At 65.8% G+C, this 26,559-nt stretch carries 29 protein-coding genes and 2 tRNA genes; 7 read left to right on the forward strand and 24 right to left on the reverse strand.

Features of this window, described 5'->3' with window-relative positions:
- Window positions 1-405: 405 nt before the first annotated feature.
- Window positions 406-651: a rhodanese-like domain-containing protein gene (locus tag LGT36_RS07285; RefSeq protein ID WP_226096592.1), complete on the reverse strand. Its 246-nt coding sequence runs from the start codon at window positions 649-651 to the stop codon at window positions 406-408.
- A 163-nt stretch (window positions 652-814) separates the two neighbouring features.
- Between LGT36_RS07285 and LGT36_RS07290 the strand changes: the two genes are divergently transcribed.
- Window positions 815-1,108, forward strand: a complete 294-nt coding sequence (locus tag LGT36_RS07290) for a hypothetical protein (RefSeq protein ID WP_226096591.1) — start codon at window positions 815-817, stop codon at window positions 1,106-1,108.
- Between the two features lie 45 nt (window positions 1,109-1,153).
- Here the strand turns inward: LGT36_RS07290 and LGT36_RS07295 are convergent, their stop codons facing one another.
- The 7 genes from LGT36_RS07295 to LGT36_RS07325 form a co-directional block, all read right to left on the reverse strand.
- Window positions 1,154-1,351 carry a hypothetical protein gene (locus LGT36_RS07295; protein WP_226096590.1) on the reverse strand — a complete coding sequence of 66 codons (198 nt, stop codon included), beginning with the start codon at window positions 1,349-1,351 and terminating at the stop codon, window positions 1,154-1,156.
- Between the two features lie 268 nt (window positions 1,352-1,619).
- On the reverse strand, window positions 1,620-1,763 hold the full coding sequence (locus tag LGT36_RS07300) for a hypothetical protein (RefSeq protein WP_226096589.1): 144 nt from the start codon (window positions 1,761-1,763) through the stop codon (window positions 1,620-1,622).
- 81 nt (window positions 1,764-1,844) lie between these two features.
- Window positions 1,845-2,684: an IS21-like element helper ATPase IstB gene (istB, locus tag LGT36_RS07305; protein WP_248642028.1), complete on the reverse strand. Its 840-nt coding sequence runs from the start codon at window positions 2,682-2,684 to the stop codon at window positions 1,845-1,847.
- Window positions 2,681-4,006 (reverse strand): IS21 family transposase, encoded by a 1,326-nt coding sequence (locus LGT36_RS07310; RefSeq protein ID WP_248642030.1) that lies wholly within the window; start codon window positions 4,004-4,006, stop codon window positions 2,681-2,683. The genes istB and LGT36_RS07310 overlap by 4 nt, the downstream gene beginning before the upstream one ends.
- 739 nt (window positions 4,007-4,745) lie before the next feature.
- Window positions 4,746-4,934: a YHS domain-containing protein gene (locus tag LGT36_RS07315; protein ID WP_226264357.1), complete on the reverse strand. Its 189-nt coding sequence runs from the start codon at window positions 4,932-4,934 to the stop codon at window positions 4,746-4,748.
- A 325-nt stretch (window positions 4,935-5,259) separates the two neighbouring features.
- Window positions 5,260-6,225, reverse strand: coding sequence for a prolipoprotein diacylglyceryl transferase (locus LGT36_RS07320; RefSeq protein ID WP_248642032.1), 966 nt, complete (start codon window positions 6,223-6,225; stop codon window positions 5,260-5,262).
- 727 nt (window positions 6,226-6,952) lie between these two features.
- Window positions 6,953-7,363 (reverse strand): hypothetical protein, encoded by a 411-nt coding sequence (locus LGT36_RS07325; RefSeq protein WP_226094594.1) that lies wholly within the window; start codon window positions 7,361-7,363, stop codon window positions 6,953-6,955.
- 282 nt (window positions 7,364-7,645) lie between these two features.
- Between LGT36_RS07325 and LGT36_RS07330 the strand changes: the two genes are divergently transcribed.
- Window positions 7,646-8,101, forward strand: a complete 456-nt coding sequence (locus LGT36_RS07330) for a prolipoprotein diacylglyceryl transferase family protein (RefSeq protein WP_256465893.1) — start codon at window positions 7,646-7,648, stop codon at window positions 8,099-8,101.
- Window positions 8,102-8,267: 166 nt separating this feature from the next.
- On the opposite strand, the gene LGT36_RS07335 is transcribed toward LGT36_RS07330, so the two are convergent.
- The 6 genes from LGT36_RS07335 to LGT36_RS07360 all read right to left on the reverse strand — a co-directional run bounded on the left by LGT36_RS07335 (window position 8,268) and on the right by LGT36_RS07360 (window position 12,364).
- Window positions 8,268-9,398 carry a cell wall metabolism sensor histidine kinase WalK gene (locus LGT36_RS07335; protein ID WP_226094924.1) on the reverse strand — a complete coding sequence of 377 codons (1,131 nt, stop codon included), beginning with the start codon at window positions 9,396-9,398 and terminating at the stop codon, window positions 8,268-8,270.
- A complete protein-coding gene (locus LGT36_RS07340) occupies window positions 9,395-10,069 on the reverse strand; it encodes a winged helix-turn-helix domain-containing protein (RefSeq protein ID WP_370634282.1) in 675 nt (224 codons plus the stop codon). The genes LGT36_RS07335 and LGT36_RS07340 overlap by 4 nt, the downstream gene beginning before the upstream one ends.
- Window positions 10,070-10,134: 65 nt before the next feature.
- On the reverse strand, window positions 10,135-10,809 hold the full coding sequence (locus LGT36_RS07345) for a hypothetical protein (protein WP_226094921.1): 675 nt from the start codon (window positions 10,807-10,809) through the stop codon (window positions 10,135-10,137).
- Complete coding sequence (locus tag LGT36_RS07350; RefSeq protein WP_226094919.1) at window positions 10,809-11,078, reverse strand: SHOCT domain-containing protein; 270 nt, start codon at window positions 11,076-11,078, stop codon at window positions 10,809-10,811. The genes LGT36_RS07345 and LGT36_RS07350 overlap by 1 nt, the downstream gene beginning before the upstream one ends.
- Window positions 11,079-11,556: 478 nt before the next feature.
- The gene (locus tag LGT36_RS07355) at window positions 11,557-11,961 is read right to left on the reverse strand and encodes a DUF302 domain-containing protein (RefSeq protein ID WP_226094917.1); all 405 of its coding nucleotides are present in this window, start codon (window positions 11,959-11,961) and stop codon (window positions 11,557-11,559) included.
- Window positions 11,962-12,157: 196 nt separating this feature from the next.
- Window positions 12,158-12,364, reverse strand: coding sequence for a hypothetical protein (locus LGT36_RS07360; RefSeq protein ID WP_226094916.1), 207 nt, complete (start codon window positions 12,362-12,364; stop codon window positions 12,158-12,160).
- Here LGT36_RS07360 and valS point away from each other — a divergent pair.
- A complete protein-coding gene (gene valS / locus LGT36_RS07365) occupies window positions 12,354-15,110 on the forward strand; it encodes a valine--tRNA ligase (protein ID WP_226264526.1) in 2,757 nt (918 codons plus the stop codon). The two genes, LGT36_RS07360 and valS, sit on opposite strands and share 11 nt — an antisense overlap.
- A gap of 121 nt (window positions 15,111-15,231) precedes the next feature.
- On the opposite strand, the gene LGT36_RS07370 is transcribed toward valS, so the two are convergent.
- From LGT36_RS07370 to LGT36_RS07400, 7 genes are all read right to left on the reverse strand, one after another.
- A complete protein-coding gene (locus tag LGT36_RS07370) occupies window positions 15,232-16,221 on the reverse strand; it encodes an endonuclease domain-containing protein (protein ID WP_226096871.1) in 990 nt (329 codons plus the stop codon).
- A 417-nt stretch (window positions 16,222-16,638) separates the two neighbouring features.
- Window positions 16,639-17,931 carry an ATP-dependent Clp protease ATP-binding subunit ClpX gene (gene clpX / locus LGT36_RS07375; RefSeq protein WP_226096870.1) on the reverse strand — a complete coding sequence of 431 codons (1,293 nt, stop codon included), beginning with the start codon at window positions 17,929-17,931 and terminating at the stop codon, window positions 16,639-16,641.
- A gap of 71 nt (window positions 17,932-18,002) precedes the next feature.
- A complete protein-coding gene (locus LGT36_RS07380) occupies window positions 18,003-18,686 on the reverse strand; it encodes an ATP-dependent Clp protease proteolytic subunit (protein ID WP_226096874.1) in 684 nt (227 codons plus the stop codon).
- Between the two features lie 56 nt (window positions 18,687-18,742).
- Window positions 18,743-19,378 (reverse strand): ATP-dependent Clp protease proteolytic subunit, encoded by a 636-nt coding sequence (locus LGT36_RS07385; RefSeq protein ID WP_226096869.1) that lies wholly within the window; start codon window positions 19,376-19,378, stop codon window positions 18,743-18,745.
- 229 nt (window positions 19,379-19,607) lie between these two features.
- The gene (gene tig, locus LGT36_RS07390) at window positions 19,608-20,939 is read right to left on the reverse strand and encodes a trigger factor (protein WP_226096868.1); all 1,332 of its coding nucleotides are present in this window, start codon (window positions 20,937-20,939) and stop codon (window positions 19,608-19,610) included.
- A 141-nt stretch (window positions 20,940-21,080) separates the two neighbouring features.
- The gene (locus LGT36_RS07395; protein ID WP_226096867.1) at window positions 21,081-21,806 is read right to left on the reverse strand and encodes a GNAT family N-acetyltransferase; all 726 of its coding nucleotides are present in this window, start codon (window positions 21,804-21,806) and stop codon (window positions 21,081-21,083) included.
- A 49-nt stretch (window positions 21,807-21,855) separates the two neighbouring features.
- Entirely contained in the window at window positions 21,856-22,482 is a 627-nt protein-coding gene (locus LGT36_RS07400) for a cation transporter (protein ID WP_226096866.1), read from the reverse strand.
- A 115-nt stretch (window positions 22,483-22,597) separates the two neighbouring features.
- On the opposite strand from LGT36_RS07400, the gene LGT36_RS07405 reads away from it, so the two are divergent.
- Together LGT36_RS07405 and LGT36_RS07410 are read left to right on the forward strand one after the other, a co-directional pair.
- Entirely contained in the window at window positions 22,598-23,641 is a 1,044-nt protein-coding gene (locus tag LGT36_RS07405; RefSeq protein ID WP_226096865.1) for an iron-containing redox enzyme family protein, read from the forward strand.
- A complete protein-coding gene (locus tag LGT36_RS07410; RefSeq protein ID WP_226096864.1) occupies window positions 23,638-23,838 on the forward strand; it encodes a CDGSH iron-sulfur domain-containing protein in 201 nt (66 codons plus the stop codon). The genes LGT36_RS07405 and LGT36_RS07410 overlap by 4 nt, the downstream gene beginning before the upstream one ends.
- Window positions 23,839-24,060: 222 nt before the next feature.
- Here LGT36_RS07410 and LGT36_RS07415 read toward each other — a convergent pair.
- A tRNA-Pro gene (locus LGT36_RS07415) sits at window positions 24,061-24,134 on the reverse strand.
- Between the two features lie 77 nt (window positions 24,135-24,211).
- On the opposite strand from LGT36_RS07415, the gene LGT36_RS07420 reads away from it, so the two are divergent.
- Window positions 24,212-24,282 (forward strand) — tRNA-Gly (locus LGT36_RS07420).
- 37 nt (window positions 24,283-24,319) lie between these two features.
- Here the strand turns inward: LGT36_RS07420 and LGT36_RS07425 are convergent.
- Complete coding sequence (locus tag LGT36_RS07425; RefSeq protein WP_226096863.1) at window positions 24,320-24,736, reverse strand: DUF1761 domain-containing protein; 417 nt, start codon at window positions 24,734-24,736, stop codon at window positions 24,320-24,322.
- Window positions 24,737-24,745: 9 nt separating this feature from the next.
- Window positions 24,746-25,216, reverse strand: coding sequence for an SRPBCC family protein (locus tag LGT36_RS07430; protein WP_226096862.1), 471 nt, complete (start codon window positions 25,214-25,216; stop codon window positions 24,746-24,748).
- A gap of 381 nt (window positions 25,217-25,597) precedes the next feature.
- Between LGT36_RS07430 and cysK the strand changes: the two genes are divergently transcribed.
- Complete coding sequence (gene cysK, locus LGT36_RS07435) at window positions 25,598-26,533, forward strand: cysteine synthase A (protein ID WP_226096861.1); 936 nt, start codon at window positions 25,598-25,600, stop codon at window positions 26,531-26,533.
- The last annotated feature ends 26 nt before the right edge of the window (window positions 26,534-26,559 follow it).

The following is a 26,559-nucleotide window of genomic DNA, read 5'->3' on the forward strand; positions in this document are numbered from 1 at the left end:
TGCGCGTCGGGCGGGGCGCGTGGTCCACCAAGCCAGCAAGGCAAGGACGAGCAAGCCCACAAACGCGACGACCCAGGATTTCACACTGCTGATCCCGGAGCCGAAGTCGCCGAGACCGAGGCTGACGAGATGAGTGTTCTGTTCAAACATGTTGCGATCGTTCTCCTCTGCTAGTTGTGGGCAGGGCTGGAGACTTCGTGCTGATCAGGTCAACGGTCCAAGTCATTGGCGGTCAGCTCGGGTCTCCACGGAGCACCGCCTTGAGCGCCCGATCCCCTACTTCTCGCGACCGACCTCGCCCCGCGTGATCGGGCCCTGACCGGGCAACTCTAGTTGCAGACCTCCCGTGGTCGGTCCGGCAGGAGAGGGTGGCGCCTCGGGGTGGCGCCGGTACTACCCCGAGGTTCAGGCGGGCTCTCGGCCTGGCTCGGTGGGCAGACCGGGAGTCACCCAGTCGCGTATCCCACCGCGGTAGTAGCGGATCCTTCCGGCAGGGAAGCCCGCCTCAACTAACTCCCGGATCGCGGTGGGCGACTGCGGGCACTGCGGGCCGTTGCAGAAGAGGACCACCTGTTCGATGCCCTCAAGTTCTTCGCGCCGGGCGACCGCATCGTGGAACGGGATGCTCCTGGCCCCCGGCGCTGGCACCATCTGTGGGGGTGCCTCCCGCTCGCGGGCCTTGCGCTCTAGCGGTCCACCTTGACCAAACCTTGATCAGTTCCTGATCCTGTTCGCCCGGGAACTTCACGAGCGTCCGTTAGCGTGAAGATCTAGACATCGATGGACGCGCTGGCGTCCGGATTGGAGGGCCCTCGTGTCCCTCAAGAGCCGCTCGAGCAAGTTGTACTTCGCCATTGCAGGTCTGGCCCTCGTTCTGTGGATGTTCGGCGTCTCTGGAGGAACCATTCTGACGGTGGTCCTCGTCGCGTCGATGCTGGCCATGCATGCGGGCGGGCATGGCGGGCACGGCAGCTCGACACCGCACGCCGGCGCCGAGGCAGGGACCCATCCCGCGCATGGGTTCCACGGTGACGCGACCTTGGATGCGTCCCCACACACAGCCCCCGATCGGGCCGCTCCCCCCAAGCCGAAGTCCGGCTGCCACTAGGCAGCGCCGAGACACGGACGCGTCCTCACAGGCCAATTGCGCGCGCTACCGCGCGGCGCACGACTTCTCTCGGCAACAGCCGAGGGACCCCATCACGACTGAGCACAGGAGCTGAATCATGAGCGACTGCTGCAAGAGCACGACAGCAAGAACCGGGACGTCCGAGTCCACAAGCAAAGAGGCGTCGGCGAGCGGCTGCTGCTGCAAGAGCACGACAGCAGCAACCGGGACGTCCGAGTCCACAAGCAAAGAGGCGTCGGCGAGCGGCTGCTGCTAGCCGCCTCGCGCGCCTGACAGGAGACACGAGGGGGTCGGCCCGCGTTGACGGCAAGCCGCGTGACGGTTTGCCGCCGATAGCGCGGATCCGGCTCTCGGTTGCCTTCCTGCCGAGATCGCGCGCGGCCGCGTCGTACATGGCGGACTGTTCCGCCCTGAACTCAGTGGAAGGCCCGGTTCTCCTGGTGGCGGTTGCTGCTCTGTGAAGTTCTCACGGCGGTACAGGTCTTGTTGCTCAGTGGCGGGTGAGGTCTCCGATCAAGGAGAGGCGGTGGTTGTCATCGAGCCAATGGATCCAGGACAGTGTCGCGATTCCGACCTCGTCGACGGTCCCGAGGCGCCCGTCGATCTTCACGTATTCGGTCTTGCGAAGCCCCACGACGAACAGAAAAGGCGTTGACGGCGCTCAGCGAAATTCCCCAGTCTTGCTCGGCGAAGTTCCCCAGGTCGCGGGGTCAGGTTAGCGGAAGTTTGTGCCGGTTGTGACGCGGCGTAGTTCGTCGGCTGCGGCGGCGTGGTTGCGGAGCCGGTAGGAGCCTCCGTCGAGGGTGACGACGACGGATCGGTGTAGGAGTCGGTCGAGCATCGCGGCGGCGACGGTGGTGTCGCCGAGGATCTCGCCCCAGGCGCCGACGGGCCGGTTCGTGGTGATCACGATCGACGTTTTCAGGTAACGCTGGTTGATGACCTGGAACAGTGCTGACGCGGCCTCGGCGGGCAACGGCAGGTAGCCCAGCTCGTCGATCACGAGCAGTGTGGGTCCGGCGAAGAACCGCATCATGGTGCCCCATTTGCCCTCGATCGCGGCGCGGTGGCAGCGGGCGGCGAGGTCGGCGGCGGAGGTGAAGTAGGTGCGATAACCGGCCGTCACAGCCGCATGGCCGAGGCCGGTCGCGATGTGGGTTTTCCCGACTCCGGGAGGGCCGATCAGGAGCACGTTGGTTGCGGTGTCGAGGTAGCGGCAGGTGCCAAGCTCGGTCAGGAGGTTGCTGTCGATGCCGGAGGCGGCGTCGAGGTCGAAGTCGGCAAGGGTCGCACCGGTGGGTAGGTTCGCGAAGCGGAACCGGCCGGCCAGGCGTCTGGCGTCGGTCGCGGTGACCTCGATGGCGAGCAGGCGCTCGAGGGTGTGAGTCAGCGACCAGCCCTCGGCTTGGGCTTGGTCCAGGACGCGGGGCAGGGCGTCGGCGGCGTCGTCGAGTTTCAGTTCGGTGAGGTGGCCGCGTAGTTGCTGAAACACGCTCGCCGGCGTCGCGGCCGTCGTCGCCGTCAGGGTGGAAGCGGTGGTGAGTGGTGTGTTCATTGGAGGGTGTTCCTGTTCTTCGCGGCCGTCTCGTAGGCGGCCAGGCTGATCACGGTGGTGGGTTCGGTGGCGCTAGTGAGCGCCATGGCGGCGCGGCGGGCCGCGGTGCCCGGTGGGATGCGTTCCTTCTTCCGGTGCGGGCGGCCTGGAGGCGCAGCGGCCAGGGCGATGGTCTCCAGGGCGGTGACGTGTCTGCTGTCGCGGATCGTGACCCCCAGCCCCGGCTCGGCAACCTGGTGCCGTGCCAGCACCACGCCGGAGATGGTCCCGATATCGATGGTGGCCGCACCGAGGCGTTGATGGACGATGACGCGGGCCGCAGCCAGTTCCGGCGGGACCGAGTACCGGTTCCCGCGCCAATCGATCAGCGCCTGCCGTGTCGCGGTGCGCTCCTCGGTCACCACCACCGGGAACAGCATCGGTGGCAACGGGCTCAGCCGTTCCGCAGCGAACATGACTGCGGCCGTCGTGGACCCGTCGCGTCCCTCACGGCGTCGACCGTCCTGCCCTTGGGCGAACGCGGTCAGGCGTTGCTGCGCTTGCTCAAGGGTGACATCGTCCGCAAGGTTGCGCCACCAACGCTGGGCGGCGGTGTGGTTGTTCTTCTCGACCACGCCCTTGCGGTTGCCCGACCGGGGCCGGCAAGCGACGACGCTGACCGCGTGGTGCTTGGAGAACGCGGCGAACATTGGTGTCAGATCACTCGTCCCCGCCTTCAGCACGGTGCTCATCCGGTCGAACCGCCACGTCTTCGTCACGCCGCCCAGCAGGCCCAGCAGCACCGTCATCGCGGCCAGCAGGTGGGGCAGGTCCATCGACGGGGAGATCACCGCCCGCCAAACCCCCGAGTGCGCGAGCGAACCCACGAGGACGTAGGCGCGTTTGGTTGGGAACGCCCAGTCGGCCGGGGCGTCGGGCAACTCGACCCAGTCGAACTGCGTCTCCTCACCCGGCGGGTGGACGATGATCGCGTTGGGCCGCTTGGTCACATGCGCGCAGGCCGTGCAGGCCGGCCGCAAACTCCGGTCCCGGATCTGGCGAGTCAAGGTCTGATACGACCCTTCGAAGCCCAGTGGCACGAGCTCGTCCAGCAGCGTCACCGCCCACAGATGCGGGTCCTCGCTCAGACGGGCGGTGACGTAGGCGATGAACGCGTCGAACAGATCCGGGGCGGCACGGTGACGCACTCCTGGGGTGCGTTGGCCAGCCAGATAGGCGCGGATTGTCTTGCGGTCGTGATCGGTGCGCCGGGCGATCTCACTGATCGTCATCCCCTGGCGTTTGAGCGCGTGGATGTCCACGTCGTCCTCCTCTGAAAGCATAGGAGCAGGGCCTTTCTCGAGCTGGTGTGTGGTCGAAGACCATCAGCATCGAGGAAGGCCCGCTTCTATGTGCGGAAGCGACCCGGAGTGGGGAATTTCAGTGAGCAGAACTGAGGAATTTCAGTGAGCGCCGTCAGCGTTGCCACACGAGTCGCCGCCGCAACCGACCCCCAATCCGTCTCGGTGGGTTGACGCCCATCGAATACGAAGCGATCATGACCACAGTCCTGAGCGTCAGCCTCGTCCGAACTGACGTCAAATCGCTCAGCAGTCCCTGTAAAAAGAGAGCCAATGAAGCTACGCACGATGGCACTCGTTTCGGGTGCCCCGCTCTCAAGCCTGGTGCTCGCGGGCTGCTCCAAATCCGGCTCGGCGGGCGACAGGCCGACAGCGGAGGCGCCATCGGATGCGGCCACCGCGCGACGAGACTCACGTAAAAGGTCCGGGAAGGGTTGCGCGTGCCTCCCATAAGAATGTCCGCGTAGTGAATCGTGTTCCCTGACCATGAACAGGGAGTTGTCGATGGCCGCGAGCCCACTTCACCGTAATCTTTCCAGCCAACTGGAAGGTCAAGCCGTCTCTACGCAACACTCTTGAGGTGAGAATCCGGGACGTGGAGGATGCCTCGGACCTCGCTGGCCCTCGCTGGTCGGTAGCGCACGGTGGGAGCACGTCATGGACGCCCGAGAACGGGCAACCATAACGCGTTTTTTTATCGACGTGCTCCGTTGGCTGAACTTCAGGCGGTGGCGTATTGCGCCGGGTCTGCGTCGAAGGCTGCCGCGCACCCCTTCGAGCAGAAGCTGACCGTCTTACCGTCGTGCTCGCGGCTTGCCGCGGCGCTGGCAGGGTCGACGCTCATCTTGCAGACTGGGTCGACCGTGGTGCCTGAGTGCGTGGAGTGGTCGTGATCGTGATTGTCATGCATTTCGTTCTCCTCATCGTCGTATTCGTTTGCACACTCGACCATCAGTGTGATGGTCAAGACTTTGGGGTCGACCTTGGCGACTGGTCGGGGTGTGAAGTGGCGTAGCCGGGTCGGCGTTTGTGACGACCGACAGGGACAACAGCACCATCGCTAGAGCCGCCATCATCGGGCTGAGTGAGAGCCCGAACGTCGGGAACAGAACGCCAGCCGCGATGGAGATGCCGTCGCCCACCGTGGAAATTGTCACGCCTTGGTATGCACGGACCCCTCTCTGTAGCCCGAATCCATCCCATCGACCGTCGGTCACCACGCGGCGCGAGGGTGATCACATGAGGGCAATCGCGGCGATGGATGCGACGAGGACGACTGGTGCGACGATCAACATAACCGTGCGCCCGTACCGCGTCGCCCTGGGCAACCCGCGTAGCGGAAACAGCACCTGCCGGACAATGAGGTACGCGGAGAGCCCCCCCAAGAAGAGGAAGCCGGCTGGCTCCGGTTGGACGCGCCAGACGATCAGACCGGTGACCACGGCCAAGGACGCAGCCGACGCCGACTCAAGGGCCTGGACAGGGATCCGCCTCGTGCCAATGCGGCGATCGGAGCCCCAAATCGCCCAACGCGACGTGGTCGGCAAGCCCGAACAGCATCCAGCGAATATGCACCCCAGTCGTCCGACAGACTGCCCCACAAGGAGTGCAGGAATCGTCGCGTCGAGCAAGGGTCCAATCGGAACACCGAACGCCCAGCCTCCCAGCACGAAGACCGCAATCGCGGTGATGACGAACCCCTGCAAACTGAGACCGGCCAGTCCCGCCGCTCGTCCCTCCCCACGATGCGTCAACCAGTAGTAGACCTTGGCCCCCCCGAGCCCTAGGGCGCCCGCGGTGGACGCCAGAGCGAGGATGGTACCCACGGGCATCCCGCTGTTGCGCGCCAGCAAGCTCAGCACGATCGTCGCGAGGATGAATCCCAAACCCACCAAGAGAGGCCAAGAACCCGGCACGACCCCCGGCGCACGCATCGTGGCCACCGGCGCCAACGTCGAACGCCCGATGCCTTCGGCAGGGGGTAGACGAACAGCGTGTCGGTGATCGCCAGTGCGTGACGTTGCCATTGCTTCCGCAGTGACCTTCCAGCGGCCCGGCGCTTTGCCGACGATTCGGTGAGTGAGGGCAATCGGCCCGGTGTCTGGCTGAACGTTGGCGTAGGTCGCGGTCGCCACAAAGGCATCGGCATCCGTGGGGTCGCCTTCGACATCGAGGCGCTGCCCAGAGAAGCGCACGGTCACATCGCGCGCCTCGGACCCCGAGGGAGCGGTGAACCAGTATGTGAGGCCGATGGCCTGCGGCTCGAGGTCCGCAAGGACCTTAAAGAGAGGGGGGGTGAACTCGAGCCCTTGTTTGGGGTTGCGCGACCCGCTGAGTCGTGCAAGCGCGGGTCGGATGATCGGCTGTCGCGGTGGGGCCGGGGCCGACGCGGTTGAGGGTGTGGGCCGACGTGCTGAGGACACGCCGAACGACGCACCGCGAGCAGCGGCCGGGCGCACGGATGCCGCCAACTGTGAATCCAAGGGGCGGGTCAGAGGATTAGCCCGCCCGGAAGGCGAGGAGGTCTGCGGCTTCGTTGCCGCTTGCCGACGCTTCTTCTTGGGTGACATCGAACCCTCCTAGGGTGTGTGGGGTGACACGAATTGCAGTGCAGTTTCGTCGGATCGGGTGCTTGCCGTTCGAGGTGTGGCGCACCGCCATCACCGGGCACTTCCCGTCTGATGGTGTTGTCAGCGTCGACCGCTGATCCAGGTTCTCGTCTCGCAATCTGGACAGGCTGCGTGGCCGGTTAACTCGACCGTAAACCTTCTATCCGACTGGAAGGTCAAGGCCTGTCCGGCCCGGCCGTGCCGCCGGTCCGGTACAACGACGACATCGTCTGGCAACTCGGCATCGGCGTGACGGACACGTACAGCACGTAGCGGCCGGACCCTTCGGTGAGTACATCCCGCACCGCGACTTCTTCCGTCACTCGTGATGGGAGTCGTGGTCCGCGACGCCCTGCTCGATGAGCGGGCGGTCGGAACCGCTGATGAGCGGTCCGATGACCAGTGAGGAGACCAAAAACATTGCGGTGAACACCGCAAGGGCGATCCCGGGTGCCCACCAGCTGCGGAACCGGCGGCGGAGCCTGAGGAGCATGGGCACGGAGAGTGCGAGGCCGAGGACGCCGAAGAGGGCGGTGCCTCCTGCGCCGGCGACCAGCGCCGTCCCAACCAGGGGACCGACGTGGTGCAGGACATGCGGGGCAAGTCCACCGACGGCGCCCAGTGCGCCGGTGACGACTGTCCACGCCGTACGTCGCGGCCGGGCGTCGACAGCACGAATCTCGTCAACCGCAAAGTCATCGGCCTGTGGTGGATCTGCGGTGAGCGCCATCTTCAAAGCCTGGCAGATGTTCCGGGATCGTTGATGGAGGATTGATCAAGAGTGGATCAAGACTTCGAGCCGGTGTGAGGAGACACCCCGGCACTCGGTCCGCCAACGGAGGTGGATCTGGTGTCGTCGAACTGGCCCGCCCGAGCTTCCGATGCGCCTTCGGTCCAGCCAGCCGCGATCTCACCGAGCGCGCTGGGCCCGAGTGCGATGACGAATCCTTGAAGGCCCACCCCCGATCAACCAGCTGCGGGCCTCGGTGCGGCGGGGAACCGGAAGTCGATCTTGGCACCGACGACCCCAACGGCGGCGGCTCCCGCAGACATCGGTGTTCCGATTGGACCCTTGCTCGACGCGACGATTCCTGCACTCCTTGTGGGGCAGTCTGTCGGACGACTGGGGTGCATATTCGCTGGATGCTGTTCGGGCTTGCCGACCACGTCGCGTTGGGCGATTTGGGGCTCCGATCGCCGCATTGGCACGAGGCGGATCCCTGTCCAGGCCCTTGAGTCGGCGTCGGCTGCGTCCTTGGCCGTGGTCACCGGTCTGATCGTCTGGCGCGTCCAACCGGAGCCAGCCGGCTTCCTCTTCTTGGGGGGGCTCTCCGCGTACCTCATTGTCCGGCAGGTGCTGTTTCCGCTACGCGGGTTGCCCAGGGCGACGCGGTACGGGCGCACGGTTATGTTGATCGTCGCACCAGTCGTCCTCGTCGCATCCATCGCCGCGGTGGCCCTCATGTGAGCAGCGAAACGCACCGTCGCGGTCGGTCTGGTCGATCGAGCGCTGTCCGCCCTCGTGGTGATTGCGCCCACTTGCCTAAGGGCGTCGGCCTCGCCATGACCGTCAGTTGACTCGTCGGCGCCACCGCAGCCGTAGCCGTAGCCGTCACTGCGGTGACGGTACTCCATCAGCTCACGACGCCGCGTCGTCCCTGGCTCGCCGGGAGGGTGACGATGAAGCTGGCACCCTCCCCTGCGCCAGCACTCTCCGCTCGGATGTGGCCGCCATGGGCCTCTGTCAGCGCACGCGCGATCGCGAGGCCGATACCGCTGCCGCCGACGCCGCGAGAGCGACCGTCGTCGACGCGGTAGAAGCGTTCGAAGACGCGCGGGAGGTGCTCGGCGGCGATGCCGTCTCCGGAGTCGCGGACCGTGATGACGACCCCCTCCGCAGTCGGCCGTGCGGACAGTTCGACGAGTCCGCCAGCGGGTGTGTGGCGAAGGGCGTTCCTCAGGAGGTTGGCAAGGACCTCCTGCATGCGGTCCGGGTCGACAACGACCGTTCGGGCACTGGCGTCGGGCCCGAGGGTCAGGCGCACACCCTTGCCTTCGAACGCCAACGCCTCGCCGCTCGCCGCAATCCTCAGCAGGTCGCCCGCGGCAATCTCGCTGAGGTGAAGGTCGAGCCCGCGTTCCTCGGCGCTGGAGATGCGGCCGACGTCGTCGACCAGGCGTTCGATCCTGGAGATCTCGGCGTCGATGCGCTCGAAGGTGGCCCGGTCGGCTGGCAGTACTCCGTCGGCGATAGCCTCGTGGTACCCGCGAACGGTGGTCAGCGGGGTACGAAGCTCGTGGGACAGGTCACGCAGCACCTCGGCCCGCGACATCTCGGTGCGGGCGATGCTGCGCGCCATCTGCTCGAAGGCGTCGGCGAGGGAGTCGAGCTCGGCGCCGTAGCCCGAGCGCCGGACACGCACCGTATAGTCGCCGGACGCGACCGCACCCGCCGCCTCGGACAGCTCCCGCAGCGGGCGAACGGCGCGGCGGGACACGAACCATCCGACCGCGAGGGCAGTGAGCGTGGCCACGGCGATCGACACGGCGAGAGAGACCAGGATCGCCCTAGAGAACGCCATGTCCAGGTGGGTGGCCAGCTCGTTGGTGATCGGCCCCACCGCGTACTCGACGTGCCCCCGGAACATCCCAGGGGCCAGCCCCAGGGCGACAACGAGCAGGGTGATCCCGCCGGCGAGTATGACCAGGGCTTGGCCGAGGAGCAGGCGTGCGGCAAATCCCGTCCGCCGACCGGCGGCCCTCAACTGCCCTCACCCATTCGGTAACCCACGCCACGGACCGTCCGCACGTATCGGGACTCGGCCGGGTCGTCGCCGATCTTGCGTCGAAGATTGGCGACGTGCACGTCGATCACGTGGTCGTCGCCGAACCAGTCCTCACCCCACACAGCTTCTAGCAGTGCGCGGCGTTCGAGCACAGCTCGCGGTCGGCTCGACAGGGTGTCCAGGATGTCGAACTCCGTCCGGGTCAACTCGATCCGCTCACCCGCCACGGAGACTTCCCGGCCAGCCACGTCGATCACCAGGTCTCCGAAGACTCGAGCGGGGGCGCCCGTGTCCGGGCTGCGGGGACGCCGCAGCATGGCGCGCACTCGCGCCGCGAGCTCGCGCGGGGAGAAAGGCTTGGCGAGGTAGTCGTCCGCGCCAACGGACAACCCGATCACGCGGTCCAGCTCGTCGGTCCGCGCGGTCAACATGATCACGTAGGCATCGGAGAAGCCTCGCACCTGTCGACACACCTCGATCCCATCAATCCCCGGGAGCATCAGGTCCAGAACGAGCACGTCCGGCTCCCACGCGCGCGCCCTATCGACGCCCACCTCACCATCCGGGGCCACGTCCACCTCGAACCCTTCCACTCCGAGGTACTCAGAAATCAGGCGCGCGATCGGTGCGTCGTCCTCGACGACGAGCACGCGCCAGCGACGCCCGGCCGGTGCGTGAGCACCGACCGGGGTCGCCGAACTCGATCCGGGAGACGTCACGGCGCCTCGGACATCGCGACGAATGTTCCGTGCCACGAGTGGTACCAAACGTCACCGGACGTCGCATTCACCGAGAGCATGCCGTCGACCTTCCCTTCGCGCAGCGTGTGGAGCGTGTAGTAGCCGGGAAAGGCATCACCGGTGGCCGCCGTGAGCCCTTCTCCGCCGTCCTGGCGCACGAGCCATTCGTTGGCGATCCGTTGGGCCTCGGTCGCGCTGATCCGCAGGTCGGAGCCGCCACGTCCCATCATGCCGTAGCGGGTGTTCCACATCCGTGCCGGCCCCAACTCGATCTGTACGTCGCCCGAGACGGGGTCGATGAGAACCTCCGTGGCCAGCGAACCGTCCGCCTCGACGAGCTCGGCGTAGTACTGCCGGTCGAACTGCATCACCTCACCGACCTCCAGACCCGGCCGGAGTTCCGTCGCGAACACCTGAGCTTGTTCGCGCGCTCCCACAAGGTCGACGACAGGCACGCGATCCCCGCTCGAACTCGCACCACCGAAGCCGCCACCGCCCATCATCCCGTAGGACGCGCCGTTTGGCATTCCCGCGCCCCAACCGCCAACGCCCTGCCCCTGGATCAGCATCCACGCGCCCGAACCCAGGATCGCAGCGACGGCCACGATCGGAACGACCAGTGTTCGCAGCCGCCGACTGATCGTGGCCATCACTTCCCGCTTCGGCTCGCGCGCAAGGTCGCACGCATCGACTCGTAGGTCGCGACGTCGACCTCACCGGCAGCGAAGCGGCGATCCAGAAGCTGCTCCGGGGTCTCGCCCTGCGCAACGCCCGGCTGGCCGCCACCCACACCATCGTCGCGTCGGCTACCCGGGAAGGCACGGACGACGAGCCAGACGACCAGACCGATCACGCCGATCCAGAACACCGCCATCGCGATCCATCCCCCGGCACCCATACCGAATCCATATCCCATCATGTTGACAACCTCCTAGTGAACGTCGCTTCGTGAACAACTCCCATCGTGCCCCTGCCACCTCAAGAGGCCCCCCGACGCCGCCTCAAGATCTCCTCAAGGCTCCCGTGCCACCACTGTCGCGCGAGGCACCGCGGCAGCAGCGGGTCACCGACACGGGTGACGACGCGCCCGTGGTGGGCGGCGGACACGGCCGGTAGCTTCCCCCTCGTTGCGAGTTCGGCTCAGGCGAGTGAAGGGCAGATTCTTGTGGGTCGTTGAACATCCATGGCGTCCTCGCCGCTGGCACTGGGCAGGCACCCCTGCGGCCCGGTGGCCGTGAGGGCGAGGGCGGCTCGGTCGAGGCCTCGATTGACTGGGGTGATCCCGGCTACCGCGTCCGCAAAGTCATGACTCTCTTCGAGCATGCACAAAATGGTGGTCAGCTACTTCTGAACGCGCTACCGGCGCCGGACTGCCGTTCCGAGCCCCGTCGGGGCGGTCACACAATCGGTGGCGATTCCAGACGTCGAAGAGCCGCGCCGAGCCGCAAGGCTGCGTCGTCAGCGACGGCCTCGAGTCCGGCGTTGCCTGTGAGGGTGACCATCACGTGCGGATCGATGGCCTCGATCCGGGTGCGACCCTCGCCTACCGAGCGCACCACCACGTTGCACGGCAAGAGCATTCCTATCGACTCCTCCACCTGCAGGGCGCGATGAGCGAGTGGGGGGTTGCACGCGCCGAGGATCACCTGTGGGGCCATGTCGACATCAAGCTTCGTCTTCATCGTGGCCGCCATGTCGATCTCGGTCAGGATCCCGAATCCCTCGTTGGCCAATGCTGCACGTGCGGCCGCGAGAGCCGGCTCGAAGGCTTGGTCGATCGTAAGGGTAAGGCCGTAGCTCATGATGCGATCCTTTCGATCAGATGGAAAGACGGCGCCAACCCCCGCACCGCAAGATCATCCGAATGTGTTCGGGTACTAGAGCAACAACCGTATACGGGTGAGCATTCCAACCGCACCCTCTCCCGCAGGTCGCTGCCCACCGTCCCGTCCCACTCCTCCAACGACCTCATGAAGTCCGCTCGCACTTTTGCCAGGCTCATGAGACCGAAGAGTAATAGAGCGGTACAAATAGGGCATCGTTGCGGACCTTCTGCACCCCTCCGTGAGCAAGAGTCGACGCCAGCAACACGCCCCCTGCCTCGCTGCCGCGCGGGCCGCGTGCCTCGACAACGAGTCCCCAATTGAGGTTTGGCCGCACGGCGGGTGCCACGGCATCGCCGCCGTCTGAAAGAATGACCCACATGACTTCGCGCATCCCTGAAAAGGCTACGGTGGACGGTCTCGAGGACCGCTGGAATGACGCTTGGGCGGCGGACGGGGTCTACAAGTTTGACCCCACCAAGACGCGGGATGAGATCTACTCGATCGACACCCCCCCGCCCACGGTGTCCGGTTCGCTTCACGTGGGTCACGTGTTCTCGTACACGCACACCGACGTGATCGCTCGCTACAAGCGAATGTGCGGCCGCGAGGTGTTCTATCCGATGGGCTGGGACGACAACGGACTGCCCACCGAGCGCCGCGTGCAGAACTACTATGGCGTGCGCTGCGATCCGAGCCTGCCCTACGAACCAGGTTTCGAGCCTCCCTTTGTGGGTGGCGAGGGGAAGTCGGCCAAGGCCGCGGATCAGGTCCCCGTGTCGCGCCGCAACTTCGTGGAATTGTGCGAACGGCTCACGGCAGAAGACGAGAAGCAGTTCGAGGCGCTGTGGCGCCACCTCGGCTTGTCCGTCGACTGGTCACGCACCTACCAGACCATCGAGCCGAGCTCCCAGGCCGTCGCCCAGCAGGCCTTCTTGCGCTCGCTCGCCCGCGGTGAGGCCTACCAGTCAGAGGCGCCGACGCTGTGGGACGTGACGTTCCGCACCGCCGTTGCGCAGGCCGAGCTTGAGGATCGCGACCGTCCTGGCGCCTACCACCGTGTCGCCTTCGAGCCAGCCGCGGACCTCGAAGAGGCGACCGGCTCCTACGAGTCGATCTACATCGAGACCACCCGGCCAGAGCTGCTTCCCGCATGTGTCGCGCTCGTGGCCCACCCCGACGACGAGCGGTACAAGGCGCTCTTTGGCAAGCACGTACGCACGCCGCTGTTCGGCGTAGAGGTGCCGATCGTGGCTCACCGCCTCGCCTCGCCAGACAAAGGCTCCGGCATCGCGATGATCTGCACCTTCGGCGACGTCACTGACGTGATCTGGTGGCGCGAATTGAGCCTGCCAACGCGTCCCATCCTCGGGTGGGATGGACGCATCCTTGCCGACGCGCCCGAAGCCATCGAGTCCGCTGAGGGCCTCGCCGCCTACGCCGAACTGGCGGGCAAGACCGTGTTCTCTGCCCAGCAACGCATCGTCGAATTGCTGGGCGAGGCCGGCGTGATCGACGGCGAACCCAAGACCATCACCCACCCCGTGAAGTTCTACGAGAAGGGCGACAAGCCGCTCGAGATTGTGACGTCGCGGCAGTGGTACATCGCAAACGGCGGCAGGGACGCCACATTGCGGGCCGAGCTCGTCGCACGCGGCGAGGCGCTCGACTTTGTGCCAGCGCACATGGGCAAGCGTTATGAGAACTGGGTCAATGGCCTCACGGGTGACTGGCTCATCTCGCGCCAACGCTTCTTCGGGGTGCCCATTCCCGTCTGGTACCGCCTCGACGCGGCGGGGAACCCCGAATGGGAGGCTCCGATCGTTCCCGACGAGGCTTCCCTGCCCGTCGACCCAGCGTCCGACGCGGCGCCAGGATTCGATGAGAGCCAGCGCGGCGTCCCCGGCGGCTTCATCGGCGAGAAAGACATCATGGACACCTGGGCGACGTCGTCACTAACGCCGCAGATCGTGTGTGGCTGGCGAGAAGACCCAGAGCTTTTCGCCAAGACGTTCCCCATGGACCTGCGCCCGCAGGGCCAAGACATCATCCGCACGTGGCTGTTCTCGTCCGTGGTCCGCTCGCACCTTGAGCACGGCGTGCTGCCCTGGAAGCATGCGGCGATCTCCGGGTGGATTCTCGATCCTGACCGCAAGAAGATGTCGAAGTCGAAGGGCAACGTCGTCACGCCGATGGGCCTGCTAGAGACGCATGGCTCCGACGCGGTACGATACTGGGCCGCCTCGGCGCGACTGGGTACCGACGCCGCGTTCGACGAAGGCCAGATGAAGATCGGCCGACGGCTCGCCATGAAGGTGCTCAACGTCTCCAAGTTCGTGCTGGGAGCGACCGGGATCACCACGGCGGCCGACGACTCGCTCGAGGCGGGCATGAAGGCCGCCACGCACGTCACATCTGCCGTCGTCACTGAGCCGCTCGACAAGGCGATGCTCGCCGGGGTTGCTTCCGTCATCGAGGCCGCGACGTTCGCCTTCGACGCCTACGACCACACGCGCGCGCTCGAGGCTGCCGAGCAGTACTTCTGGACGTTTTGTGATGACTACGTCGAACTCGTCAAGGAACGCGCCTACGACGGCGCAGTTCTCGGCGAGCCGATCGATCCCTTTGCACCTTGCTCGCCCGAGGCCGCGTCAGCCCGTGCGGCTCTGACGATCGCGCTTGACGCGTTCCTGCGCCTGTTCGCACCGGTCTTGCCGTTTGCCACGGAGGAGGTGTGGTCGTGGTTCAACGAGGGCTCGATTCACCGTGCACCGTGGCCGACTCCAGAGCGCACTCGGGCCGCGGCGGGGGGCGCGAATCCCTTGGTGCTCGTTGCCGCTGGCGCGGCCGTGAGCGCGCTGCGCAAGATCAAGTCGGACGCCAAGGTCTCGCAACGCACCGTGATCACCTCCCTCGATCTTCTCGTTCCCGAGAATCACATGGAGGCGGTGAACGCCGCGAAGCCGGACATCATGGCGGCCGGGCGCGTGAAGACGATGCAGGTGGTGGACGCCGTGACCGCCATCGACCCCAGCGTTGACGGTTTGGGGCCGGAGGACGGCTCGGTGGCTGCGCTTCTCGACGCGACCGTGGTGCGCACGGAGAACGTGGTGCTCGAAGAGGCCTAACGTCCCACCCCCTCCCACCCCACCCCATCGACAAATGGCTTAATCCGTACCGCCCAGCGCCCCTCCCACCCACAAGTGGCTTAATCCGTACCGCTCAGCGCCCCTCCCACCCGCAAGTGGCTCAATCCGTACCGAAGTTGGTTCGAGGCGCGCGCGTGTGGCGACCTCGCTGCTGGGAAGCCTGGCGTCGCCTGCGCGCCATCACCTCGTGCGCGCGCTCGCGACACCAATCGGGGCGCTCGATCAGATCCCAGTAACTGAATCGAAGAGTGAGAATGCCGAGCGTCGCCAGGTCCGCGTCGCGACGGATGTCCCGCTGCCAGTCGCGTGCCGATGCATGAAAGCGCGCACCGTCCGTCTCAATAGCCGTCATGCTCGTGGGGTCGTAGAGGTCCAGCCGGTAGCGGCTGCCCTCGACAGTGACGGTGTGCTGCCTGAGCAACCCTCGGAACAACCTTCCAACGAACACTTGCTGAAGCGCATGGACCTCAAGAAAACTCTCCGCGCCGGCCGCCACGTGCTCTGCGACCTCAAGCATTCGGCGTCGTCCACGCAACCTTGGCAGGCTTCGCGCGGCGCTAAAGACCGTCTCGATGGCCTGCGGCTGCGCGCTGACGAGCGCGCACAATGCGGAGACCCGGTCATCGTGCGGCATCTCAGCGAACGCGTGGCACCATGCGACACCTGGGTCGACCGCGTTCCACTGGTCCACTCGAAGCGTCGGCGGACGATACGTGAGGCGTCTGATCCTGATCCATGGCGGCCTCCCGCTCATGCGTCTTGCGGCTGGCACCACTACTTCAATGGCGCTTGGCGGATCCGCCATTGCGCCCGCGAGGAAGAGCGCTGCTGCACCGCCAATCCACGCCTCGGACCCAGCCCACTCCGACGCGGCATCGATTCGCGTCGCCGCAGACTGTGCGTGCGCGCCACTCGCGTACACGCCAGGGGCGAGTCGCACCGCCGCGCCAGAGTCGAGTGCCAGAACAAGCTGTCGATGCGAGAACGCCGCCTCGAGCTGCTCACCTCGGTACGCGAGCGAGGTCGATGGAAACCAATCGGCCAGCGTCTGGTGAGGGGCGGGATTAGGCAATGCGCGAGGAGGAGTCACCTCCTGATTGGCTCATGCGAGACGACACTGGCGCCCGCCAAGCCCGCGCCGATGTGGAAATCGGGCACAGCGTCGTCTTGGGCACGACGCGACAGCGAGGCCTGCGGGAGCGACGACGCCGACGTGGGGCTGGACGCCAACGTTCCGGACCAAGCCATGGGGGCCTTCAGGTGCGAAGGCGGTACGAAACGAGCCACTGGCGGCACTTCCCGCGGACAGCCGGTACAGATCAAGCCACTAGAGGAGCTTGCAGCGGAGCCCCGGTACGGATTAAGCCACTAGTGGTCCATCACGCCCAGGGACGGTACGAATCAAGCCATTTGGGGGTGGGCGGGGCGCTGAGCGGTACGAATCGAGCCATTTGCTGGGGAGGGTGGGGGCCCGGCGGGTGCGGGGACGGGTGGCGGGCGTAGCGGCCTACGCGGCGCCCTCGTCTGGCTGAGCGGCAAGCGCCGGCTGTCCCTTCGCATCGCTCGCGTCACGCACCCGCGGGTGGAAGGCAGGCTTCACGCGATCAAGAACCACGTCGCGCGTTACGCACACGCGCGCCACATCCGAACGACCCGGCACCTCGAACATCGTGTCCTGCAGGACCTCTTCAAGAATGGCGCGTAGCCCGCGTGCGCCAGCGCCGCGAGACAACGCCTGCTCGGCAATCGCGCGCACAGCACCTTCGTCAAACTCGAGCTCGACACCGTCAATCTCAAACATGCGCTGATACTGCTTGACCAGTGCGTTGCGCGGCTCCGTGAGAATCGAGACCATCGCGTCAACGTCGAGTGGCGACACGGTCGCGATCACTGGCATGCGCCCCACGAACTCGGGGATGAGGCCAAACTTGTGCAGGTCGGCTGGTGTGGCCTGGGCGAACAAGTCCGAGTTGTCCGCCTCCTTCAATTGCGATCCGAAGCCAATCCCCTTGCGGCCAACGCGGGCGGAGATGATCTCCTCAAGCCCCGCAAAGGCGCCACCAAGGATGAACAACACATCAGTGGTGTCGATCTGGATGAACTCTTGATGGGGGTGCTTGCGCCCGCCCTGCGGCGGCACTGCGGCGGTGGTGCCCTCAAGGATCTTCAGGAGCGCCTGCTGGACTCCTTCGCCGGAGACATCGCGAGTGATCGAAGGGTTCTCGGCTTTGCGCGACACCTTGTCAATCTCATCGATATAGATGATGCCGCGCTGGGCCTTGTCGACGTCGTAGTCGGCGGCCTGCAGCAATTTGAGGAGGATGTTTTCCACGTCTTCGCCGACGTAGCCCGCCTCGGTGAGCGCGGTAGCGTCGGCAATGGCGAAGGGCACGTTGAGCATCTTGGCGAGCGTCTGGGCGAGGTACGTCTTGCCGGTACCCGTTGGCCCGATGAAGAGCACGTTCGACTTGGCGATCTCAATGCCCTCGTCGCCCTTGGTCTCGCCTGCACGCACCCGCTTGTAGTGGTTGTAGACCGCTACGGCCAGAGCACGCTTCGCGGGCTCTTGGCCCACCACGTACTCGCCGAGGAAGTCGAAGATCTCGCGCGGCTTGGGAAGTTCGGTGAGCTCGGCCTCTGCCGCCTCGGCAAACTCCTCGTCAAGGATCTCGTTGCACAGACCGACGCACTCGTCGCAGATGTACACGGCTCCGCCCGCAATGAGCTTGCGCACTTGCTTCTGCGTCTTACCGCAGAAGGTGCACTTGAGCAGGTCTCCACTATCGGTGGGCCTCGTCATGCAGCGCTCCTTCCCTGGGGCCGTCGATCCAGGCTAGCCGCGCTCCGTTCGCGGCGCGCGCCGACGCGCCGTTAGGCGGTCGGCGGCGACGCTGGCGGCAGGTCCGCCGCTCCCTTACGGGATTGGAGTACCTGGTCGACCAAGCCATAATCCTTCGCCTGCTGAGCACTCAGGAATGTGTCGCGTTCGATGTCGTCACGTATCTTTTCGGCCGTCTGACCCGTGTGGTGAGCAAGAGTCGCTTCGAGCCACTCCCTCATCCGCAGGATCTCCTCCGCGTAGATCTCGATATCCGACGCCTGCGCGCGCGAACCGCCCTCAAGGCGCGGCTGGTGAATCATCACGCGGGCGTTGGGCAGCGCAAGGCGCTTCCCCGGCGCACCGGCCGACAACAAGACCGCTGCTGCGGAGGCCGCCTGGCCTAGGCACACCGTCTGAATCTGCGGCTTGATGTATTGCATCGTGTCGTAGATCGCGGTCAGCGCCGTCTGGGATCCGCCCGGCGAGTTGATGTAGATGGTGATGTCGCGCTCCGGGTCCTGAGACTCCAAAACAAGCAACTGCGCCATGATGTCGTCGGCCGACGTGTCGTCAATCTGCACGCCAAGGAACACGATGCGGTCTTCGAACAGCTTCGAGTAAGGGTCGCGCACCTTCGTGCCGTACGAGGTGCGCTCCTCGAACTGGGGCAGGATGTACCGCGCGCCGGGAGCCTCCGGGGCGCGTCCACCATTGTCCGACGCAAAGTGGTTCATGCGGTTGAAGCCGCCTGCGGTCCTTGCGGCCGCCTGCAGGGCCCTGTAGTCGTCGCTCACGCCTTGCCTCCCTGGGACTTGTCGCCAGCCTCGGCGGCGTTCGTAATGACCTTGTCGACAAAGCCGTACTCCCGCGCCTCTGGCGCAGTGAACCAGCGGTCGCGGTCCGCGTCCTTGCTGATCTGCTCGACGGACTTGCCCGTCTGCGCCGCGGTCAACTCAGCCAGCACCTTCTTCATGTGCATGATGAGTTCCGCGTTGATACGGATGTCCGTCGCGGTGCCGTAGATGCCGCCGGACGGCTGGTGCATCATGACCCTGGCGTGCGGCGTCGCGTAGCGCTTGCCTGGCGCGCCTGACGAGAGCAGAAACTGACCCATCGAGGCTGCCATTCCCATGGCCACCGTGGCGACGTCTGGCTTGATGTACTGCATGGTGTCGTAAATCGCCATGCCGGCGGTGATCGAGCCACCGGGGCTGTTGATGTACAGGTAGATGTCCTTGTCAGGGTCTTCTGCGGCCAGCAGCATCATCTGCGCGCAGATGGCATTCGCGTTGTCGTCGCGGACCTCGTCGCCCAGCCAGATAATGCGCTCTCGCAACAGTCGGTTGAAGATTGAGTCGTTCAGGCCCATCCCGCCGACGTCGGCTCGCGCGGTGATCTCATTCACGTGGTGCCTCCTTGTGGACATTGCCTCGACACTAACGCGAGCGAGGGCCCCCGACATGACGTTTTACCCCCCTTTTCGCTATCGGGTGAACGGGGACGATGCCGGCGAGGGCCGCCTCAAGACGACCAGTTATCGAGCGGTCGAGCCGGCCCCACCGGCGACGCGCGCGGAGGCTGGGTAACCTCACTGAACGCAAAAGCCCGGACCCACCAGTGGGGGTCCGGGCCTGAGCGTCGAGCGCCGGTTGGCGCTACTTCTCGGTTGAGTCTTCTGCGGCGTCGGCCTGCGGTGCCGTCTCGTCTTCGAGGCCACCGATGATGGCCTTCAGGTCGACGGGGTTGCCGTCAGTGTCCTGGACGGTGGCACGCCTCAAGGCGTAGGCGGTCGCCTTCGACCGGGCAACGTCGGCGACGATCGCGGGGATCTGGCCTGACTGCTGTACCTGCTGGATGAACGTGCCGGGGTCGGTGCCGTACTGGCGCGAAGCGTTGACCAAGTAGTCAACGAGTTCGTTCTCCTGGACGTCGATCTCAAGGTCTTCAGCGACCTTGTCGAGCAGCATCTGCGTGCGAAGGGCCTCCTTGGCACGGTCCGTCACCTCTGCCCTGTGCTCCTCGTCCTCGAGGCGGTTCTCGTTCTCAAGGTGGTTGTGCACCTCTGACTCGATGATCTTGCTGGGAAGGTCGAACTCCCCGACCTTCTCAGTGAGGACCTGGAGCAGCTTCTCGCGCGCTTCCATGGCCTGGTTGTTGGTCTTGATGCGCGCTGCTTGCTCGCGCAAGTCGGCCTTCAGCTCGTCAACCGTGTCGAACTCGGAAGCGAGCTGAGCGAAGTCGTCATCGGCCTTGGGCAGTTCGCGGGTCTTCACGGCCGTCACGGTGACGGAGATCGTGGCGGGTTCGCCCGCGAAGTCTCCCGCGGCAAGCGGGCCTTCAAACGTGGCCGACTCGCCAGCGGACAGGCCCGTCACGGCGTCGTCAAGTCCCTCGATCATGGTGCCTGTACCCACCTGGTACGACGTTCCCTGCACGGCGTCGACGGCCTCGCCGTTGATCTCGGCGTTCAGGTCGAGCGTGACGAAGTCGCCAGCATCGGCGGCGCGGTCGACGGCCACGAGGGTGCCGAAGCGCTCACGCAGCGCGGTCATGCGCTCCTCAACGTCTTCGTCGCTGACCTCGATGGGGGCGACCTCAATCACCAGGTCGGCTGGGGCGGGCAGCGTGATGTCGGGGCGCACCTCGACCGTTGCGATGAACTCGATGCCCTCGTCGCCTTCGACGATGCCGGGAAGCTTGGTGACCTCGATCTCGGGCTGGCCGTAGGGACGCACCGCTTGCTCTTCGATGGCCTCTGCGTACCAACCGGGCACGCCGTCGTTCACGGCGTGCTCAATGACGGCACCCTTGCCGACGCGCTGTTCGAGAATCTTCGCAGGCACCTTGCCCTTGCGGAAGCCGGGGATCGTCACCTCGCGGCCAATGTGCTCGTAGGCGTGCTCCATCGCGGGAGCGATGTCCTCCTCCGACAGCGTGACCGTGATCTTCACGGTGGTGGAGTCGATCTTCTCAAGGGCGCTGGTCACAAACTTCTCCTGATGTGTGGATGGGGGGCCGGGCGTGTGCGGATCGATCGTGCTTCCGGGCAACCCACCAATCGTACTGGTTGAGGCGCGTCGACCCCAATCGAGAGCCACCTGGCCATCCGCGGCCGGGGCCGCTTGGTCTCAGTCGGGGATGCCGATGGGTACGTCGCCGACGCGGTCCGCGCGCAAGAGCGGCAGCGTCGGCTTCGCACCTGCTGCGGCGATGAGTTCCGTCTGCGCCTCGTCGTGGGTGGCTTCGTCACCCGCTTGAAGGTGAAGCACCGTGGCGATGGGTTCAGAGGCGATCTCTTCGTCGTGGTCGCCCAAGAGGTCGGGGTGGGCGTGGAGGACGGCAAGCATCATGCCGCCGACGCGGGGCATCCCTTCGCCGACGCCGGGGGTGAAGTACGGCAAGGGCAACAGTCGGGCGCCCTCCCTGGCATAGAAGCGCAGCCGAGCTTCTGGGTCGCCGTGCTGAGGGTGGGGGTCGTGGTGACCGGGGTGTTCGACCTCTGCCAGCACAATGCACGGGTCGTACTGCTCCGACCATGCGGCGACGCTGGAGCCCAGGAGCGCGCTGCCAAGCCCTCCCCCGCGGGCGCCAGGGCGGAGTGCGAGGTAGTCGAGGAGCAGAACCCGCGCCTCTTCGTACCAGGTGCCGATGGCGCAGCCGGCGAGTTCGCCATCGTCCCCGCGGATCACGCGGACGGACGTATCACCGTGCTCGACCTCCGAGGTGAGGCGCTCAAGGGTCATCAGTTCATAGGCGGGAAATGAGGGTTCCAGGATCTCGGAATGCACGGCGGGCAGTTCGTCCTGAGTAGCGGGTTCGACCACGGGCAAGGGTGCAGATATCGAGGAAGTCATTCCTCCAGACTACGTGGTCGCCTATTCTGCGCGCCTGGCAGGCACCCGCTCAGGGTCGCGCCGAGCGGGCTTCAAGACGCTCCTTGGAGGCCGCCCTCCACACCTTCACCCCGGCGTCGGCGTTGACCGCGCCAATGGCGAGCCCGACCACGATGTCTGGCCATCCCGACGCCCACACAAGCGTCACTGCGGCGGCGGCAAGAATGCCGAGGTTGGCGAGCGCGTCGTTCCTGGCGGACAGCCACGCCGCCTTCGCGAGCGAGCCTCCGGCATGGCGATAGCGCACCAGCACCGAGGCGCAGAGGAGGTTCACCAGCAGGGCCCCGAAAGCCGTCACCGAGAGCGCGACGACGCTAGGAGTGGAGGGGTTGGCGATCTTCGCAATCGCGATCCACACGGTGGCAAGGGCGGGAACCAAAATGATGATCGCGAGCGCGTGTCCCACGCGTGCGCGGCGGCGCACGGACCACACGGCGGCGAAGAAGATCAACAGGTTCAGGGCGCCGTCCTCAAGGAAGTCGACGCTGTCCGCCACGAGCGACACCGAGCCGATGACTCTGGCAACCACAAACTCAATGACGAAGTACGCGAGGTTGAGGGCGGCGACCACGAGGACGGCGCGTCTCCACGGAGACGTTGTTTCGCTGCCGGGCCCGCCGGTTTCTCCGTCTTGCACGGGAACTCACTGTAGTCACCGGCGCTCGGTGTCCGGAATATCTGTTTCGCGGGATGGCGTTTCCTCCTTCGATGACGGCGCGACTCGCGCCCTGGCCCACCAGATGGAGAACCCCATGTCCCGTACGGCAGTTGTCACCCTCGCCCCTCCCCTGCCCTTCGAAGCACGAGGCCCCCTCAGTTCGGCTGTGCTGCGCGCAGTGACAGGCTCGACGGACAGCGACATCGTGGATCGTGCACGTGACGCCATCTCAGCGTCGCCCGACGTGCTGCGAGACGATGACGTGCAACTCGCTCTTTTCACGCTTTACGCGGCGGCGTACCGCTCGGTGCCAGAGATCCGCGCCGACGCAGAGCGGGACCCACAATTGATATCAGCACGGCATCTCCTCGAAGAGGCTTGTGAAAGCCAACTGCGCGAACACATCCTCGTGCCGGAGACCCCCGCCCCGACCGCCGACGCCGTCGCGCGCGCCCTCTTCGACCTCACCGCGCCAACGCCAGGCCCGAGCCTCGCGCGCTACGTGGCCAAGAGCGCGACCGCCGACCAAGTTCGCGAGCTCTTGGTGCATCGCTCGTTGTACACGCTGCGCGAGGCGGACCCTCACTCTTGGGCAATCCCCCGGCTTACTGGCCGGTCCAAGGCGGCGCTCGTCGAGATTCAGGCGGATGAATACGGCGGCGGGCGTCCGGAACGGATGCACTCCGTCATGTTCGCCAACGCCATGCGTGGCGCCGGTCTCGATGACACCTATGGCGCATACGTCGATCGGGTGCCGGCGCTCGGGTTGGCGGCGCTCAACGCAATATCTCTGCTCGGGCTCGACGCACGACTAGTAGGCGCTGTCGTCGGGCACCTCGCTGCCTTCGAGATGACGTCGTCGCTGCCAAGCAAAATGTATGCCGACGGGCTTCGTCGGTTGGGATTCGATGCGAGCGTCTCCGACTACTTCGACGAGCACGTCGAGGCCGACGCCGTGCACGAGCAGATCGCCGGGCGCGACCTGGCGGGAGGATTGGCAGAGGACGAGCCCGACCTCGTCGCAGACATCATGTTTGGCGCTGCGGTGTGCGTGACGCTCGACGAATGGTCGGGCGCGGAGATCATGGAAGCGTGGTCGGCGGGAGAGTCCTCGTTGCGCGAAGGCGGGCCACTGTGACCGAGAAGCGCCCCACCATCACTCCCTACCCCGACGGCCCGTTGCTCGTGCGCGGCGACGTCGAACTCGTCGACGCGGCTGGCCAACCCATACCCAGGCATCGCGAGACCGTGGCGCTGTGCCGCTGCGGTTTGTCGACCATCAAGCCCTATTGCGACGGTTCCCACAAACTCAGCGGCTTCCGCACTGATAGTTGAAGCGTCAGGGGCGGTGTCGGGGTGTTCCTTCGGCAAGGGCGACCGCAGCGTTGCTGGCGGCGTCGGGGTGTTGCGCCCAGGGCGTCATCGATGCCAGGGGCGGCGTCGGGGTGTTCCCTCGGCGCCGCTTGCGCGGTGCCTCACTCAACCCCTCCTCGTTCGTTCGCAGAACGGAGAAGGCCGACCCGTAGGTCGGCCTTCTCCGTCTGCTCTCTCACTTCGTCGGGGTGACAGGATTTGAACCTGCGACCCTCTGCTCCCAAAGCAGATGCGCTACCAAGCTGCGCTACACCCCGTGTCGGCCCGTGGCTGCTACCTCATTGCCTCAGGCTCGGCTACTCTAGTACGCGCCGAGAGGATTTGTGACTCTCGTGCGGGCGTAGCTCAATGGTAGAGCCTCAGTCTTCCAAACTGATGGTGCGGGTTCGATTCCCGTCGCCCGCTCCCCTGCTTGCGGTGTGAGGTAGCGATGCCAGCCCCGCTACATCAGCCCGATCACTAGCCCGGCCAACGCGAGTGCCACCGTGTCGTGTGCGGCATCAATCACGGTCACCAACGGTTTGCGTATGGCAAAGCCGTTGTGGAGTGCGTGCGCCCCTCCGCGAAACACGAGCCCCACGATCGCGCCGAACGCCAAGCCCTGCCACCCGCCGGACACGTCTGCGGCTGCCATGAGCACCGCAAGCAGGAGCACCCCCAAAACGTTCGCGACTACGGTGCCTGCAAACGCGATGCCCATGTCGGCTTCTCGCATTTGCTCGTCGGTGAAGCCTGCGGCCCTCTTCCACGGGACAAAGAACCCTTGCGGCGAGTACCAGAGCCAGCCCAAGCCGAAGGACAACACAAAGGCGACGACAACGGCCCACCAATTGATGGCGCCCAGGTCAAACCACTCCATGAGACTCTCCTAACGGGTGGCGCGACTCTCCACCGTCTTTGCGATGTCTTCCAGGTCGGCATCGAGAGCTTGCTTGGTCGCTTTCGCCCCCAACTTGCCGAACACCGCCCACGCAAGGCGCTTTGCAGCGGAGTTGTCGCCTGTCTCCGCACTGAACTCGACGCGCAACCGAGTCCCCAAAGACGACGGGTGCAACGAGTACTCAGTCCGGTACCTCGTGCCGTGCGATTCCGACTCGTGAACGGTACGCCGCGGGGGATCCGCAAGAGTGATCGTGAGCGTCTCCGTCTCGGTCTTTCCGAACAGCCGACGGTCCTCGATCCAGGTCACTCCCACGTCGTAGCCCTCGCCTGCGACTCGCTCAACGCGCTCGACGGACCTCAGGACCTTAGGCGTGCGGTCGAGATCGGTGAGCACGGCCCACACCTCAATCGCTTCGGCGAGAATGTCACGCTGCGCCTCGACCTTGTGTGCTGCCATCCGCCACCTCATTGTGATGCGTTCGCTCGCTCCTGAGCTTTCGCTCAATCTAGTCTCGTTGGCGCCCCCAGAAAAGGGGGCAACCCCACAAAACCTGGGGCGATCGCCGTGGCGCTTGCCCCACTGCCGTCACCGGCGCTAGCCTGTCACCGACCCTTGGAGGAACTGATGAGCAGTGTGAGCACCGTCGCCAGCGCGACCGCTCCCGCCGTCATGCCCATGGTCGTCATGTGCAGCCGCCCCTGCTGCTGTCTCTAGAGCGCTGACCTCGCACACGCCCGCGCAGGGCAACGACGTGAGCGCTCGCCCCGGTATCGAATCCAGATGCATGTGCGTTTGCACGCAGAGAACCCCTTCCACGACCCCACGCAAAGGAAAGCCATGGCCCGCATTTTCGATGACGCAACCAAGCTCATCGGTAACACTCCCCTCGTCCGCATCAACGCGCTCAACGAAGGCTCCGGCGCGACTGTGCTCGCCAAGCTCGAGTTCTACAACCCTGCCAACTCGGTCAAGGACCGCCTCGGCGTCGCGATCGTCGACGCGGCCGAGGCGTCTGGCGATCTGAAGCCCGGCGGCACCATCGTCGAAGCCACCTCGGGCAACACGGGTATCGCTCTCGCCATGGTGGGCGCGGCGCGCGGCTACAACGTGGTGCTGACGATGCCGGAGACGATGTCCAAGGAGCGCCGCGCCCTCTTGCGCGCCTTTGGTGCCGAACTGATCCTCACGCCCGGCCCCGCAGGCATGCAGGGTGCGGTCGACGCCGCCGGCGAGGTGGCGGCGCAGCGCCCGGGCTCAGTCCTAGCCCGGCAGTTCGCGAACGAGGCCAATCCCGAGATCCACCGCAAGACCACGGCCGTGGAGATCTGGGACGACACTGACGGCGAGGTGGACATCGTCGTCGCCGGCATTGGTACCGGCGGAACCATCACCGGCGTCGGCGAGGTACTGAAGGCCAAGAAGGCGAGCGTCCAGATCATCGGCGTCGAGCCTGCCGAAAGCCCCATCCTCAACGGCGGAGCCCCCGGGCCGCACAAGATCCAGGGCATCGGCGCGAACTTTGTGCCCGAGGTCCTCAATACGGAGATCTACGACGAGATCATCGACGTGGATTCGGAGACCGCCGTGGCTACCGCACGCGCGGCCGCTCGCAAAGAGGGCCTGTTGGTGGGCATTTCGTCTGGAGCGGCAATCCACGCGGCCACGGAAGTGGCGAAGCGGCCCGAGAACGCTGGCAAGACCATCGTCGTCATCGTCCCGTCCTTCGGCGAGCGGTACCTCAGCTCGATTCTGTACGCCGACTTGATGGACTGATCTCAATCACCCACGGCTTAGGAGCC

The organism is Demequina sp. TMPB413, assembly GCF_020447105.2.
GTDB lineage: Bacteria > Actinomycetota > Actinomycetes > Actinomycetales > Demequinaceae > Demequina.